The sequence below is a fragment of the Sphingobacterium sp. NPDC055346 genome (assembly GCF_053645235.1).
Map to the genome: position 1 here is coordinate 545,156 of NZ_JBSHMI010000001.1, position 13,573 is coordinate 558,728.

Below are 13,573 nucleotides of genomic sequence, written 5' to 3' on the forward strand. Positions count from 1 at the left end.
ATGATAGAAGTAGGAAATGTCCTTGTTCATGAGGATATCATCAACAATGACTTTGTGTGTAATCTCAGCAAGTGTAAGGGAGTTTGTTGCATTGAAGGCGATGCAGGAGCACCATTGACGGAGGCTGAGACCAAGATATTAGCGGAGATTTATCCAAAAGTAAAACCCTACCTCACTGAGGCGGGGATAAAAGCCATTGAGGAGCAGGGAACCTCAGTGGTTGATGCCGATGGCGACCTGACGACGACCTGTGTGGGCGGCAATAAGGAATGTGCCTATGTAACCTGGGAAAACGGGATTACGAAATGCGGTATTGAAAAAGCCTATGAAATGGGAGATGTGCAATGGAAGAAACCGATTTCCTGCCACCTCTATCCTATCCGTGCTACGCACTACCCTGAGTTTGATGTTTTGCATTATGACCGTTGGTATATCTGTAAAGATGCCTGCAGTTTTGGGCAAGAACTTAAAATCCCAGTTTATAAGTTCCTGAAAGACCCTTTGATTCGTGAATACGGTGAAGAATGGTACCAACAGCTTGAAAATACCTTAGCTTCTAAAGCATAATTTTAGTATTTTTATTGCGATTCAGTTTGACCTGAAGGTTTTATACCCACTACATGTTAACATTAGACGAAATACAACTTCCTATAAAAGAACATCTCAAACGCTTTGAAAAGACCTTCAAGGCATCTATGCAGAGTTCCGCCCCGCTGTTAGACCGTATTACACGTTATATTATTAAGCAAAAGGGAAAACAGATGCGACCTATGTTTGTTTTCTTTTCAGCTGGATTGACCGGAGGTATTACCGAATCCACCTATCATGGTGCCTCGTTGGTAGAATTACTTCATACTGCTTCCTTGGTTCATGATGATGTAGTGGACAATTCCAATGAGAGACGTGGATTTTTCTCGATCAATGCCCTATGGAAGAACAAGGTTGCTGTATTGGTTGGCGATTTTTTGCTTTCCAAGGGTTTATTGTTATCGGTAAAGCATAAGGAACATGACCTGTTGCGCCTGGCCTCGGAAGCTGTGGAGCAAATGAGCGAGGGAGAATTACTGCAGATTGAGAAAGCAAGGCATCTGGATATTGAAGAGGGAATCTATTATGATATTATCCGTAAAAAGACGGCTTCTTTGATTGCTTCCTGTTGTGCCATCGGTGCTTCATCAGCTGGAGCCAATCCAGAAACCATTGAAAAGCTACACTTGTTCGGCGAAAAGGTTGGAATAGCTTTCCAAATCAAGGATGATCTGTTTGATTTTGGTTTGGATGATGTCGGAAAGCCGGTTGGTAACGACATCAAGGAAAAGAAAATGACCTTGCCTTTGATCCATGCCCTTTCTGTCGTTGATAAGGCGCAGAAAAGGAAGATCATCAACTTAGTGAAGCATCATAATGAAGATGCGCAAAAAGTGGCTGAAGTCATCAATTTCGTCAAGATCAACGGCGGATTGGACTATGCTACGGAGCAAATGCTGAAATATCAGCAGGAAGCTTTTGATATCTTAGATACCATCCCGAACGGCGGAGAATATAAATTAGGATTAGAACAATTAGTACGTTACACTACAGAAAGAAAAAAATAGAATATGAGCCACGAAGCACTTTTTATGATCGGATTTATAATATTTATAATTCTGATGCTAGCGATAGATTTAGGTCTATTTTCCAAAAGTGACAAACCAGTATCGTTAAAAGTTGCAGCAATCATGAGTGCCATCTGGGTAACCTTTGCCCTCTTGTTTGGCTTGCTCCTGTATTATTGGGGGAATGAACTCCACAATGTTCATGACATGGCTCGACTCAAGGAAGTCGTCGCAAACCATTTCCACAACATTACCATTAATGAAAACGACCTAGCGGGCAGTATCCATATCTACAACAAGAACCTGACCCTGGAATACCTGACCGGTTATGTGGTTGAATATGCCCTTTCCGTTGACAATATCTTTGTTATGGTTCTTTTGTTCAGTTCATTTGGTATTCCTGAGAAATACTATCATAAAGTATTGGTATGGGGTATCCTAGGGGCGATTATCATGCGTTGTATCTTTATTTTCGTAGGTGCAGCCTTGATCACCAAATTTGGATGGATCCTTTATGTATTCGGTGCATTTCTGGTTTATACTGGATTTAATATGTACATCAACCGAAACAAAGAGGAAGAGGTTGATCCGGAGAACCACCCTGTGGTAAAATTTGCTTCAAAACACTTTAAAGTAACCCATAAGTTAGACCAAGGAAGGTTCTTCCATATTGAAAATGGCGAAAAATACATGACACCTTTGTTCTTGGTCCTTTTGGTGATCGAGTTTACCGATTTGATCTTTGCAGTTGACTCGATCCCTGCGATCTTCTCGGTAACGAAAGACCCTTATATTGTATTCTTCTCCAATATCTTTGCGATCCTGGGATTAAGGTCAATGTTCTTCTTATTGGTAAACATTATCCACAAGTTCCATTATTTGAAAGTCGGATTAGCATTCCTATTGATCTTCATCGGTCTGAAAATGTTGTTGCACAGTTACCTGAAAGAATGGGGCTTTACGACTTCGCATTCCCTGATCGTCATTATAGGAATACTAGCACTAAGTATCATTGCATCCTTAGCCTTTCCGAAGAAGCAGGATTTTGATAAAGCATAAAGAATTTAGAAACGGGCTGGTGATATCACCAGCCCGTTTCTTTTTATAGAAGGCTAATCTTAATCCTATTGAAATATTTGTGCTAATATTTTTACAAAATCTACCCTTGTTCGCGGTTTATAATTAATAAATTCGTGCACAATTAAAAAAAACACACAAATCATATGAATTGGAGTAAATCTATTCTAATTGCAGCCGCGTTCTTTGCTGCTACACAAGTACAAGCTCAAGACAATCTAATAAATGCCCTAAAAGGAAATGCAAGCGACAATAGCAAGGAAGGGTTTAAGTTCACAGAAGTCATCAACTTAGGAAGGACTTCTATTAAAGATCAGGGATCATCAGGGACCTGTTGGTCATACTCAGGAAACTCATTCCTAGAGTCAGAAATGATCCGTATGGGTAAAGACCCCGTTGAAATCTCCCAATTGTATACAGCACGCAATACATATGTTGAAAAAGCGAAGAACTTCGTTCGTTTACATGGTGAGCAAGCGCAAGGTGATGGTGGACAATTGCATGATGTATTGACGATCTTCAGAAAATACGGTGCTGTACCTTATGATGTATATACAGGACTGCCAGAGGGACAATCCAGAAACAACTTCAGTGAGATGAGTCCAATCTTGCAATCCATCACGGAGACAGTTGCAAAAAGCAAGAAACCTTCAAAAAACTGGATGAGCGCATTTACCGGTGCCATGGACTCTTACTTAGGGGAAGTTCCAGAATCATTCCAGTACAAAGGAAAAACATATACGCCAAGAACATTTGCTGACCAAGTAATCGGCATCAATCCTGACGACTACGTAGGGATCTCTTCATTTGAGGAACATGCCTACTATAAACCGTTTGTCCTTTTGATTCCAGACAACTGGTCGTTTGAGAGTTTTTATAATGTGAAGATCAATGATCTAACAGATATCATCGACAAAGCCTTAGAAAAAGGATTCACTGTAGCTTGGGCTACGGATGTTTCTGAGAAAACATTCAGCTGGAAGAACGGGGTTGCTTTCGTACCGGAGAAACCGATCGAGAAAATGAGCAAAGAGGAAGTAGATCAATTGTTCAATGGTCCTAAAGCGGAACCAGCTATCACAGCAGACCAAAGACAAGAGGCTTTTGACAACTACGAAACGACTGATGACCACGGTATGCATATCGTAGGTAAAGTGAAGGATCAAAACGGAAAAGAATACTATATCGTGAAAAACTCATGGGGAGTTTCCAATGATTACCAAGGATACCTTTACGCAACTAAAGAATTTGTTCGCTACAAAACAATTTCTTTATTGGTTCATAAGAAAGCATTGGATAAAAACATGCAGAAACAATTAGGTATTTAATCTTAAATAAAATATCAAAAGTCCCGATAAAAATCGGGACTTTTTCATTTAAATAATTAACTTAGTTTTTACAATTCCACAATATGTAATAAACACTGATTATGAAAAAGTTAATATTATTGTTATTCACTCTTCCTTTTTTGGCAATCGGCCAAGAGAAAGGAATTTCCTTTGAGCACAACACGACTTGGGCCAAAGTGAAAGAAAAAGCCAAAGCAGAGAACAAGCATATATTTGTTGATGCCTTTACGACATGGTGTGGACCATGTAAATGGATGGCTGCCAATATCTTTCCTCAAGAAAAGGTAGGTTCCTTCTTTAATGAGAATTTTGTGAACCTGAAAATCCAAATGGATGAAACGCCAGCGGATAATGAGGATGTTAAATCATGGCGCGAAGAAGCGAAACGCTTTGCAAAAGATTATAAAGTTGCGGCATACCCAACCTTCCTGATCTTCAGTCCGGATGGCGAATTGGTACACCGCATTGTTGGTGGTGGTGAGGCAGACCAATTCATTGCAGCTGCAAAAGAAGGTCTAGATCCAAACACGCAATACGAAACATTGGTTAAGAAATTCAATGACAAACCCAATGATAAAGCTACCGCTAAATCAATGGCTACAGCAGCGGTAAAGGCCTATGACCGAGAATTGACCGCCAAAGCTGTTGAAAGTGTCATCAACAACTCTACAGCAGAGGAATTAATGGAAGACGATGTTCTGAAATTGATCAGCAAAAACGTGGGTAAACCAGGATCTAAAGCATTCAATACCCTTCTGGAAAACAAAGAGAAAGTTGATGCTAAATTAGGCGCTGGAAAAACAGACCAAATCCTTTCGGTATCCATTATCAATTCAGAGATAGCTCCAGTGGTAATGAAGTCTGAAACTGATATCTTTGATAAAACGGTAGAGGAAGTGAGCAAGAAGTATCCAACGATTTCTTTAACGAATTCTATTGCCAGCTTCAAACCTAACTACTATGCCAGAAAGCAAAATTGGCCAGCATTCAGGGATGCTGTTCAAGCCTATATCAACCTTGACCCTTCTAAAGTAAATGCATCACAATTGAATTCGTTTGCTTGGGCCATATTTGAGAACTGTGATGATCCTTCCTGTGTTGAATCGGCTTTAGCATGGAGCAAGAAATCCCTTGAAGAAGCAAATGATCCAGCATTAATGGATACTTACGCCAACCTATTGCACAAAGTAGGAAAAACAAAAGAAGCTATCGAATGGCAGGAGAAAGCTATTGCTGCAGTGGATGAAGGCAGTAAGGCTGAATACCAAGCAACCTTGGAGAAAATGAAAAAAGGTGAACCTACTTGGGTGAAATAATTCTGGTAAGAACACAGAGCATATCCCCCTATCCAACTCATTATGAGTCGGAAGATATTTTAATTTAGAAAAAGAAGCTATCTAAAACAGATAGCTTCTTTTTTTGATATACGCATTTTTTGGGAATTCCAGCGAAATTCAAATGGCTAATATTTCCCTTTGATAAATAATCTTTCTAAATTTGTTGCATATCCTATTATTACCAAGATGCTATGAAATTTACACTTAACTTTAAGAATTCCCTGCTATTTATTCTCCCGTTATTATTTAGCTATTCCTGTACCAAGGATCCCATTGATCCAGATGTCAAGGAGGATCCAAACAAACCCATGATTTATAAGTTTGATCGATTTGAACTCGTCAATGCCAAATTGTATGTTGGGTCAAAGGAAGGGGCTGTAGATAAATCCGAAGGTTTCGATCCTAACACTTATTTTACGACCTCTTTTGGGAAAGAGAACAAGCTTTCCTATTTCAAATATGATTCATTGATGGTACGAAGAGATACATTGACTGAATTTCCCAATGAATATGAGAGTAATGTCTTTGGATTCAAGGTCGGTGAAAAGGACTCCTTATTCCGATGGAATATTTATGCTGATTTTTGGCAATACTACGGAACTTATCCAAGTACCAAGGAAGAAATCATTTATGAGAGCAATTATAGTCGCTTGATTAAAAAACGAAAAGAATCTTCTTTCTATCTAGATAATCGGAGTGAAGGACTCGTTTCTGACAAGGATTTCTTTTGGGGAAATCCCTATCATTTCCCGAGTAAGGATGATATGACCGAAACTTCGGATACGCTTGCCTATGCCAACGTGAAGTACTATTATAAATTGATTAAAAAATAAGGTATCAACACCTAATAAAAAGAGGCTCGGAAACAATTCCGAGCCTCTTTCATTTATTTAACTTCCTTATAGCCCTGCTTCATGTTCTGGAACATAAAGGACCATTTATCGGTCTGTTCAGCAATGACCATGGCAGTTGACTTACCTGCTCCATGGCCAGCTTTTGTATCAATCCTGATTAATACTGGATTGGATCCTTTGTTGTATTCTTGCAGTCTAGCTGCAAACTTGAAGGAATGTGCTGGAACAACACGGTCATCATGATCGGCTGTGGTAACCATCGTCGCTGGGTAGTCGGTACCTGCCTTTAAAGCGTGATATGGAGAATATTTCAACAGGTAATTGAACATTTCAGCATTATCATCAGCTGTTCCATAATCGAATGCCCAACCTGCACCGGCAGTAAATTTATGATAACGCAACATATCCAAAACGCCTACCGCTGGAAATGCTACCTTGTAAAGCTCTGGTCTTTGGGTCATACATGCACCAACCAATAGACCTCCATTGGATCCTCCAGAGATCGCTAGTTTCTCCGAAGAGGTGTATTTTTCGCTGATCAAGTATTCTGCTGCAGCAATAAAATCATCAAAAACATTCTGTTTTTTGAGCTTCGTCCCTGCTAGGTGCCAATTCTCACCATATTCGCCACCACCACGAAGGTTAGCGACTGCATAGACGCCACCTTGTTCCAGTAGGATGACATTGCTCACACTGAAGGAAGGTGTCAAGGAGATATTAAAGCCCCCATAACCATATAACATGGTCGGATTAGTTCCATCCAATTTAATTCCTTTTTTATAGGTGATGATCATTGGGACTTTGGTTCCATCTTTGGACGTGTAAAACACCTGCTTGGATTCGTATTTGGTTGGGTCAAATTGGACCTCAGGTTTTTTGTAAATCTCTGATTTTCCCGATGCAATTTCGTATTTATAGATCGTACCTGGATTAACATAGTTCGTGAAAGAATAATAAAGATCGTTTTCTTCCTTCTTTGCACTAAATCCACCTGCAGAACCTACTCCTGGCAATTCAATATCATGTTCAAACTTACCGGCTCTATCGTATTGCTTCACCTGGGTCGTTGCATCTTTAAGGTAGCTGGCAAATATTTTACCCCCACCAATTGATGGACTCAAGACTTGATCCGTTTCAGCAATCAGGTCTTTCCAAGCCTCTGGGGTTGGAGTAGCGATATCTGTTTGCACAATGCGGCCATTCGGTGCATTTAATTCCGTATAGATCAACAGACGATCGCCATCATTGTCCAGGACATAGTGGTTTTTCTCCATATTGTTTACTACGGTGACAAACTGAGACTCAGGTTTTGAAAGGTCTTTGATATAGAGTTCGTTTCCTGAAGTTGAGTTGGCAGCCGTAACGACCAAGAAGCGTTCATCTTCCGTCAGGCCAGCGCCAATATACCTTCTCGGTGTTTTCGGTCCGCCAAAGACAAGCTCATCTGTGTTTTGAGGCGTGTTTAATTTGTGGAAGAACAACTTGTGTTGGTCTGTCATGGCAGATAATGCAGAGCCTTCTTTTGGTTTGTCATAAGAGCTATAGTAGATTCCTTCATTACCTTTCCAGGCCATTCCACTGAACTTTACATTCATCAGGGTATCTCCTACAATGGATTTGTCTTCCGCATTAAGGATAATGACCTTGGTCCAATCGGAACCTCCTTCAGAGATCTGATAAGAAACCAAAGACCCATCTTTACTAAAGGACAGTCCCGCTAATGAGGTTGTGCCATCTGATGAAAGTTTATTAGGATCCAAAAAGACCTCTTCCTTACCTTCATCACCTTTTTTGCGATATAACACACTTTGATTTTGCAACCCATCATTCTTGAAAAAATAGATATAGTCACCGGATCTGAAAGGTGCGGATACCTTTTCATAGTCCCAAAGGTGTTCTAGACGTTTTCTGATCTGTTCACGGAAAGGGATTTGGCTTAAGTAGTCTTCCGTTACCTCATTTTCTTCTTTCACCCAGTTTTTGGTTTCCTGGGAAAGATCATCTTCCAACCAACGGTATGGGTCTTCGACTTCAGTTCCAAAGAAAATGTCTTTTTGTTCTATTTTTTGGGTTTTGGGGTAGGGTTTCACGCTAATGTCTGCTTTTGATTCAATTACTTTTTCTTGTTGGCAAGCTGTCAATCCAACAGCAAGGATGCCAATACTTAAATATTTCATCATATTGATCGTACAATTAGTTCAGCACAAAACTAATGAAATAATTTGCAAGTCAAATCCAAATGAAATTTGCATACCTAGCGTGACTAGATTTTCATTGATTAAACAGTTAATAATATCAGTTTGGACAGCAAGGAAATCACGGTACTTGTTGTTCAAACTTTTTTCATTTCTCTCCCTTCCTACCATTCCCTTCATTATATTGGTTTTAATTCCATTAAACCAAATATTACCCTGTCTTGATAATCCGTAATTATTATGCTAGTTTTGACCTGAATGAGCTCAGGCAATAAAATATATTTTGCATCAGATTTCCACTTAGGTTCCTATCCGATGGATCAATCCAAGGTTAGGGAACAGCATATTATTTCATGGCTGGACTACATCAAGACCGACGCTGCAGAGCTCTATTTAGTTGGGGACATCTTTGACTTTTGGTTTGAATACAGCACGGTTGTACCAAAAGGCTATATCCGATTTTTGGGGAAATTGGCTGAATTAGCTGATCTGGGGATCAAAATCACGCTATTTAAGGGCAACCACGATATGTGGATGTTCGGATACCTGAAAGATGAACTGAAAGCGGAAATCATATCCAATGAGAAAGTCATCAACCTCAATGGAAAATCCGTTTATATCCACCACGGCGACGGATTGGGCCCTGGTGATTCGAAATACAAATTTCTCAAGAAAATATTCCGCAGCTCACTCTGCCAATGGTTGTTTGCCCGGCTACACCCTAATCTCGGGATCGGGATTGCACAGCGCTGGTCCAAACATAGCCGCATATCCAATAATGCCGAAGAAAGGTTCCTTGGAGAAGAGAATGAGTGGCTGATTGTTTATGCCAAGGAAATCCTCGAGAAACAGCATTATGACTTATTCATTTTTGGACATCGTCATCTACCCTATGATATTCAATTGAAAAACAGCAGCCGAATCATTAACCTAGGCGAATGGATCAACTACCATACTTATGCTGTTTGGGACGGGCAAGAAATTAAACTTGAAAAATGGAATTCAGAGAAATAGCAAACTCGATCTACCCGATGAATGATGAACAGTTTTCCTTATTGGAAGGCATCTGTGAACTGATTGAAGTCCCCAAGAACAGCACCGTAATCTATGCTGATAAAACCAGCCCCTATCTCTATTTCCAGAAAGAAGGGATCTGTAGGATCTATTATCATAAAATAGAAAAGGAAATCATCCTTGGTTTTACCTTTCCCGGTGAAGTCCTGATGTCCTTGAATAGCTATATCCATCAGCAACCCGGCTATGAGACCATACAAACATTAGAAAAATCCCAATTATACCGTCTCTCCATTCAAAAGCTACAGGATCTTTACCAAAACCATACCTCCATTAGCAATTGGGGCCGCCGCTTAGCCGAACTTGAAGCCTTAAAAATTGAAGAAAGGTTGATGCTCCGCCTTTTCAGGTCTTCGTATGAGAGTTACGAGGAACTCTTAAAAAAGGCTCCAAACATCACTAACCGGATCAAATTAGGCTATATTGCTTCCTATCTAGGCATCTCCCAAGTTACATTGAGCCGTATACGCGGTATAAAAAGATAAAAATTTAACAATTGTAAAAAGAAATGGCTAAATTAAAATAGACCTTTGCGCCATTAAAAAAATACAGCAATGAATTGGATAATATTAATAATTGGTGGTTTATTTGAAGTCGCCTTCACCTATTGTATTGGCCGCGCCAAAGATGCCACTGGAACTGAAATGTACCTTTGGTACCTAGGCTTTCTAATCAGTGTAACTATCAGTATGGGTTTATTGATCAAAGCAACCAGTACCCTTCCTTTAGGAACTGCCTATGCGGTATGGTCCGGAATCGGTGCTGTAGGTACCGTTTTAATGGGTATTTTCTTCTTTAAAGAACCTACAGATTTCTGGCGCATCTTCTTTATTATCACTTTAATCGGGTCAATTGTTGGGCTAAAAGCAGTTTCTTCGCATTAGTATCTTTAAAAGCGCATAAAAATCTTTATTTTTGTCGATTAATTACCGTGTATGGTCTTCAAACGCCCTGCGGTAAAGCAAGATGTAATTTATGTTAGAGAAACTACAAGCCATAAAAGAGCGCTGGGAAGAAGTTGAAAGAGAGTTAAGCAATCCCGATACCATCAGCGACATGAAGCGCTTTGCAAAGTTGAACAAGGAATACAAAGACTTGGGCAAAATTGTTGAGCAATACCATATTTACAAAAATATGGTCAGCAATATCGACACCAACAAAGATATCCTAGCCAACGAGAAAGATCAGGAATTGAGAGAGATGGCCAAAGAGGAACTGGATATCTTATATACGGAGAAAGAGGAAAAAGAAGAGGAAATCCGCTTAATGTTGATCCCTAAGGATCCAGAGGATGCTAAAAACGCCATCATCGAGATCCGTGGCGGTACTGGCGGTGATGAGGCTGCACTGTTTGCAGGAGACCTTTACCGTATGTACACTCGTTTCTTTGAAACCAAAGGTTGGAGAAACGAAGTAATGGATGTGACGGAAGGAACTTCCGGTGGTTACAAAGAGGTTATCTTAAAAGTAATCGGCGAGGATGTCTACGGACAATTGAAATATGAATCAGGTGTTCACCGTGTTCAACGTGTTCCAGACACAGAAACTCAGGGTCGTGTGCATACTTCCGCAGCTTCGGTAGCCGTATTACCAGAGGCAGAAGAGGTCGACGTGGAATTGAATCCAGGCGATATCGAAATGCAGACATCAAGATCAGGAGGTGCTGGTGGACAGAACGTGAACAAGGTAGAGACCAAAGTTCAGTTGACACACAAACCATCGGGTATCGTAGTTGTTTGTCAGGTAGAGCGTTCGCAGTTAGCAAACCGTGAATTAGCCATGGAGATGCTACGTAACAAGCTTTATGAACTAGAAGTACAGAAGAAACACGGGGATATAGCGGCAAAACGTAAAACCATGGTATCCACTGGTGACCGTTCGGCAAAGATCCGTACATACAACTATCCACAAGGCCGTGTAACGGAACACCGCATCGGATTGACGATGTACAACCTGCCGGCAATTATGGACGGTGATATTCAAGACATTATAGATGCATTGCAGTTTGCTGAGAATGCAGAAAAGATGAAAGAAGGCGCCGTAGAGTAAGATTTTTCAAAAATTTATTAGCAGATATAGAAATAAACACTATATTTGCACACCTTCTGAAAAGAAGGAAAAAGGTCTGGTAGTTCAGCTGGTTAGAATACATGCCTGTCACGCATGGGGTCGCGGGTTCGAGTCCCGTCCAGACCGCTAACAAAAAGAGAAGCGAAGCTTCAAAGAGTTCTTTTTTTAATTTTAAGAGATTTTAGGTCTGGTAGTTCAGCTGGTTAGAATACATGCCTGTCACGCATGGGGTCGCGGGTTCGAGTCCCGTCCAGACCGCTAAAATTAAAATGAAGCTAGTCTTTCATTTGTTCTTTTTAAGTTTATTTTTTTGGTCTGGTAGTTCAGCTGGTTAGAATACATGCCTGTCACGCATGGGGTCGCGGGTTCGAGTCCCGTCCAGACCGCCAAAAAAATCAAAAGGTATCATGAAATCCATGATACCTTTTTTGTTTTATGCCAATTCCTTTTCTAACCCCCATGTAATTCATACTGCAAAGCTCCCGAAGGACAGCGATCAATCTGATTGATCAGCTCCTGCGTACTTGCATGTTCAGGCTTCACCCAGGGACGGTCCCCCGGATCATACACCCGGGGCAACATATTGATACATACCGCCGAATGAATACATTTCTTAGGCCGCCAAAGCACCGTTATCTCTCCATTAGGATGCTTATAGCGAATAATTTTTTCTTCCATGATCTTCTTTCTCCTATTTTAATGAGTAACAAGCTACAAAACCTTTTGTTTATAAAAATCATCCTTGAAGATGAAAAGAAATCACCTCATTCGATTTCAGCGTGAGCAAATTGAACCTTAAAGGACATGAATAGAAACTTATTGAAATATTTGTTTATTTTTAATCTAAATTATAACCTTAATCTTATGGAAAATCCACAAACTCCGATTGAAAGTGGCGGTAACAACATCATCAATGATGGTAAAAACATTGCCATAATTGCCTATTTAACAATCATTGGTCTTATAATTGCCTTTGTATTGAACAATGAAAAACGGAATGATTTCGCAACATACCATATCCGTCAATCATTGGGCATATTTTTGACATTATTCGTTTCCGGTGTAATGAGCTATATTCCATTTATAGGATGGATTATATCAGCCATAACGGCGTTATTGATGATTATCTTATGGATTATCGGGATTATCAATGCAGCCAATGGCAACAAGAAACCGGTTCCTTTGTTGGGTGAGTATTACAACAATCTATTTGCGGGGATTTAAGCCCCATGAACCAAATAAATGAAAGACACCCCCGACAGGCAGGTGTCTTTTAGTTTGTCATTCCTTCAAATTTTTAAAAAATGTCAATAGATTATAAATTGGATTGATATTCCATAAAAATTCTCTTACGTTTGGAAACGAAATCACAAATAATAAAATTTTTAACAAATCTTGGGTTACTATTTGAAAATTAGGGTATTAATAAGTGAGTAAAATAAGACAAATATTACCAAAGACCCGTGAGGACAAGGAATTGCTGGAAGGTTTACGAAAAGGAGACAACTCAGTAATTTCAGAAATCTATAAAACCTGCTATCCTTCCGTATCCCACCTTATTACCGGAAACAAAGGAACGGAGGATGAAGCCAAAGATATTTTTCAGGAAGCGGTCATGGTATTGTACGATAAAGTTACTCATGAGAATTTCGAGCTCAGCAGTAAGTTAAGTACGTTCCTATATGCAGTATGTAGGAGATTGTGGTTAAAGCAACTGAACAAAAGGGAAAACAGCATGGGCACTTCTGACTCCGACGGATTAGAAATTGCCGATGTGGAAAGCGACATCCAGAGCCATATCGAGAAAGAAAATGACTTCTCCAAAATGGACAGCGCAATGAGCCAACTGGGTGAACCCTGCCAAACGATCTTAAAGGATTTCTACATCAGGAACAAGTCCATGAACGAAATCTGCGAAAAGTTTGGATACACCAATACTGACAACGCGAAAACTCAGAAATATAAATGTTTACAACGATTGAAGAAGCTTTTCTTTGATCAAAAATCTGATTAGTAAAAGTT

14 protein-coding genes and 3 tRNA genes are annotated in these 13,573 nt (G+C 39.9%); 15 read left to right on the plus strand and 2 right to left on the minus strand.

Translation table 11 applies throughout. The features are described from left to right. From ACWICE_RS02290 to ACWICE_RS02315, 6 genes are all read left to right on the plus strand, one after another. Positions 1-567 (plus strand): DUF3109 family protein, encoded by a 567-nt coding sequence (locus ACWICE_RS02290; RefSeq protein WP_185211363.1) that lies wholly within the window; start codon positions 1-3, stop codon positions 565-567. 53 nt (positions 568-620) lie between these two features. Continuing rightward, positions 621-1,595 carry a polyprenyl synthetase family protein gene (locus tag ACWICE_RS02295; RefSeq protein ID WP_454297545.1) on the plus strand — a complete coding sequence of 325 codons (975 nt, stop codon included), beginning with the start codon at positions 621-623 and terminating at the stop codon, positions 1,593-1,595. 24 nt (positions 1,596-1,619) lie between these two features. Next, a complete protein-coding gene (locus ACWICE_RS02300; RefSeq protein WP_308214526.1) occupies positions 1,620-2,654 on the plus strand; it encodes a TerC family protein in 1,035 nt (344 codons plus the stop codon). A 164-nt stretch (positions 2,655-2,818) separates the two neighbouring features. Next, positions 2,819-4,000 carry a C1 family peptidase gene (locus ACWICE_RS02305; protein ID WP_185211366.1) on the plus strand — a complete coding sequence of 394 codons (1,182 nt, stop codon included), beginning with the start codon at positions 2,819-2,821 and terminating at the stop codon, positions 3,998-4,000. A gap of 101 nt (positions 4,001-4,101) precedes the next feature. Next, entirely contained in the window at positions 4,102-5,337 is a 1,236-nt protein-coding gene (locus ACWICE_RS02310) for a thioredoxin fold domain-containing protein (protein WP_454297546.1), read from the plus strand. A gap of 212 nt (positions 5,338-5,549) precedes the next feature. Then, the gene (locus ACWICE_RS02315; RefSeq protein WP_454297547.1) at positions 5,550-6,191 is read left to right on the plus strand and encodes a hypothetical protein; all 642 of its coding nucleotides are present in this window, start codon (positions 5,550-5,552) and stop codon (positions 6,189-6,191) included. A 53-nt stretch (positions 6,192-6,244) separates the two neighbouring features. Here ACWICE_RS02315 and ACWICE_RS02320 read toward each other — a convergent pair whose 3' ends face one another. After that, positions 6,245-8,392: a prolyl oligopeptidase family serine peptidase gene (locus ACWICE_RS02320; protein ID WP_454297548.1), complete on the minus strand. Its 2,148-nt coding sequence runs from the start codon at positions 8,390-8,392 to the stop codon at positions 6,245-6,247. Positions 8,393-8,665: 273 nt separating this feature from the next. On the opposite strand from ACWICE_RS02320, the gene ACWICE_RS02325 reads away from it, so the two are divergent. The 7 genes from ACWICE_RS02325 to ACWICE_RS02355 all read left to right on the plus strand — a co-directional run bounded on the left by ACWICE_RS02325 (position 8,666) and on the right by ACWICE_RS02355 (position 11,940). Continuing rightward, positions 8,666-9,421: a UDP-2,3-diacylglucosamine diphosphatase gene (locus ACWICE_RS02325; protein ID WP_454297549.1), complete on the plus strand. Its 756-nt coding sequence runs from the start codon at positions 8,666-8,668 to the stop codon at positions 9,419-9,421. Beyond that, a complete protein-coding gene (locus tag ACWICE_RS02330; protein WP_185215858.1) occupies positions 9,403-9,966 on the plus strand; it encodes a Crp/Fnr family transcriptional regulator in 564 nt (187 codons plus the stop codon). Before ACWICE_RS02325 ends, ACWICE_RS02330 begins: the two co-directional genes overlap by 19 nt. 69 nt (positions 9,967-10,035) lie before the next feature. Continuing rightward, positions 10,036-10,365 carry a DMT family transporter gene (locus tag ACWICE_RS02335; protein WP_185211371.1) on the plus strand — a complete coding sequence of 110 codons (330 nt, stop codon included), beginning with the start codon at positions 10,036-10,038 and terminating at the stop codon, positions 10,363-10,365. A 91-nt stretch (positions 10,366-10,456) separates the two neighbouring features. Continuing rightward, a complete protein-coding gene (prfA, locus tag ACWICE_RS02340) occupies positions 10,457-11,530 on the plus strand; it encodes a peptide chain release factor 1 (protein ID WP_093100683.1) in 1,074 nt (357 codons plus the stop codon). 73 nt (positions 11,531-11,603) lie between these two features. Further along, a tRNA-Asp gene (locus ACWICE_RS02345) sits at positions 11,604-11,677 on the plus strand. 58 nt (positions 11,678-11,735) lie between these two features. Next, a tRNA-Asp gene (locus ACWICE_RS02350) sits at positions 11,736-11,809 on the plus strand. A 54-nt stretch (positions 11,810-11,863) separates the two neighbouring features. After that, positions 11,864-11,940: transfer RNA gene (locus ACWICE_RS02355), tRNA-Asp, on the plus strand. A 61-nt stretch (positions 11,941-12,001) separates the two neighbouring features. Here the strand turns inward: ACWICE_RS02355 and ACWICE_RS02360 are convergent. Further along, a complete protein-coding gene (locus tag ACWICE_RS02360; RefSeq protein WP_185211372.1) occupies positions 12,002-12,229 on the minus strand; it encodes a (4Fe-4S)-binding protein in 228 nt (75 codons plus the stop codon). Between the two features lie 186 nt (positions 12,230-12,415). Here ACWICE_RS02360 and ACWICE_RS02365 point away from each other — a divergent pair, with 186 nt between their 5' ends. Next, complete coding sequence (locus ACWICE_RS02365) at positions 12,416-12,775, plus strand: DUF4870 domain-containing protein (RefSeq protein ID WP_185211373.1); 360 nt, start codon at positions 12,416-12,418, stop codon at positions 12,773-12,775. 205 nt (positions 12,776-12,980) lie between these two features. Beyond that, on the plus strand, positions 12,981-13,565 hold the full coding sequence (locus tag ACWICE_RS02370) for an RNA polymerase sigma factor (protein ID WP_185211374.1): 585 nt from the start codon (positions 12,981-12,983) through the stop codon (positions 13,563-13,565). Positions 13,566-13,573 lie beyond the last annotated feature (8 nt).

Coding starts and splice junctions, on each gene's coding strand:
- ACWICE_RS02290 (WP_185211363.1), top strand. CDS start 1: ATGATAGAAGTAGGAAATGTCCTTGTTCATGAGGATATCATCAACAAT.
- ACWICE_RS02295 (WP_454297545.1), top strand. CDS start 621: ATGTTAACATTAGACGAAATACAACTTCCTATAAAAGAACATCTCAAA.
- ACWICE_RS02300 (WP_308214526.1), top strand. CDS start 1,620: ATGATCGGATTTATAATATTTATAATTCTGATGCTAGCGATAGATTTA.
- ACWICE_RS02305 (WP_185211366.1), top strand. CDS start 2,819: ATGAATTGGAGTAAATCTATTCTAATTGCAGCCGCGTTCTTTGCTGCT.
- ACWICE_RS02310 (WP_454297546.1), top strand. CDS start 4,102: ATGAAAAAGTTAATATTATTGTTATTCACTCTTCCTTTTTTGGCAATC.
- ACWICE_RS02315 (WP_454297547.1), top strand. CDS start 5,550: ATGAAATTTACACTTAACTTTAAGAATTCCCTGCTATTTATTCTCCCG.
- ACWICE_RS02320 (WP_454297548.1), bottom strand. CDS start 8,392: ATGATGAAATATTTAAGTATTGGCATCCTTGCTGTTGGATTGACAGCT.
- ACWICE_RS02325 (WP_454297549.1), top strand. CDS start 8,666: ATGAGCTCAGGCAATAAAATATATTTTGCATCAGATTTCCACTTAGGT.
- ACWICE_RS02330 (WP_185215858.1), top strand. CDS start 9,403: ATGGAATTCAGAGAAATAGCAAACTCGATCTACCCGATGAATGATGAA.
- ACWICE_RS02335 (WP_185211371.1), top strand. CDS start 10,036: ATGAATTGGATAATATTAATAATTGGTGGTTTATTTGAAGTCGCCTTC.
- prfA (WP_093100683.1), top strand. CDS start 10,457: ATGTTAGAGAAACTACAAGCCATAAAAGAGCGCTGGGAAGAAGTTGAA.
- ACWICE_RS02360 (WP_185211372.1), bottom strand. CDS start 12,229: ATGGAAGAAAAAATTATTCGCTATAAGCATCCTAATGGAGAGATAACG.
- ACWICE_RS02365 (WP_185211373.1), top strand. CDS start 12,416: ATGGAAAATCCACAAACTCCGATTGAAAGTGGCGGTAACAACATCATC.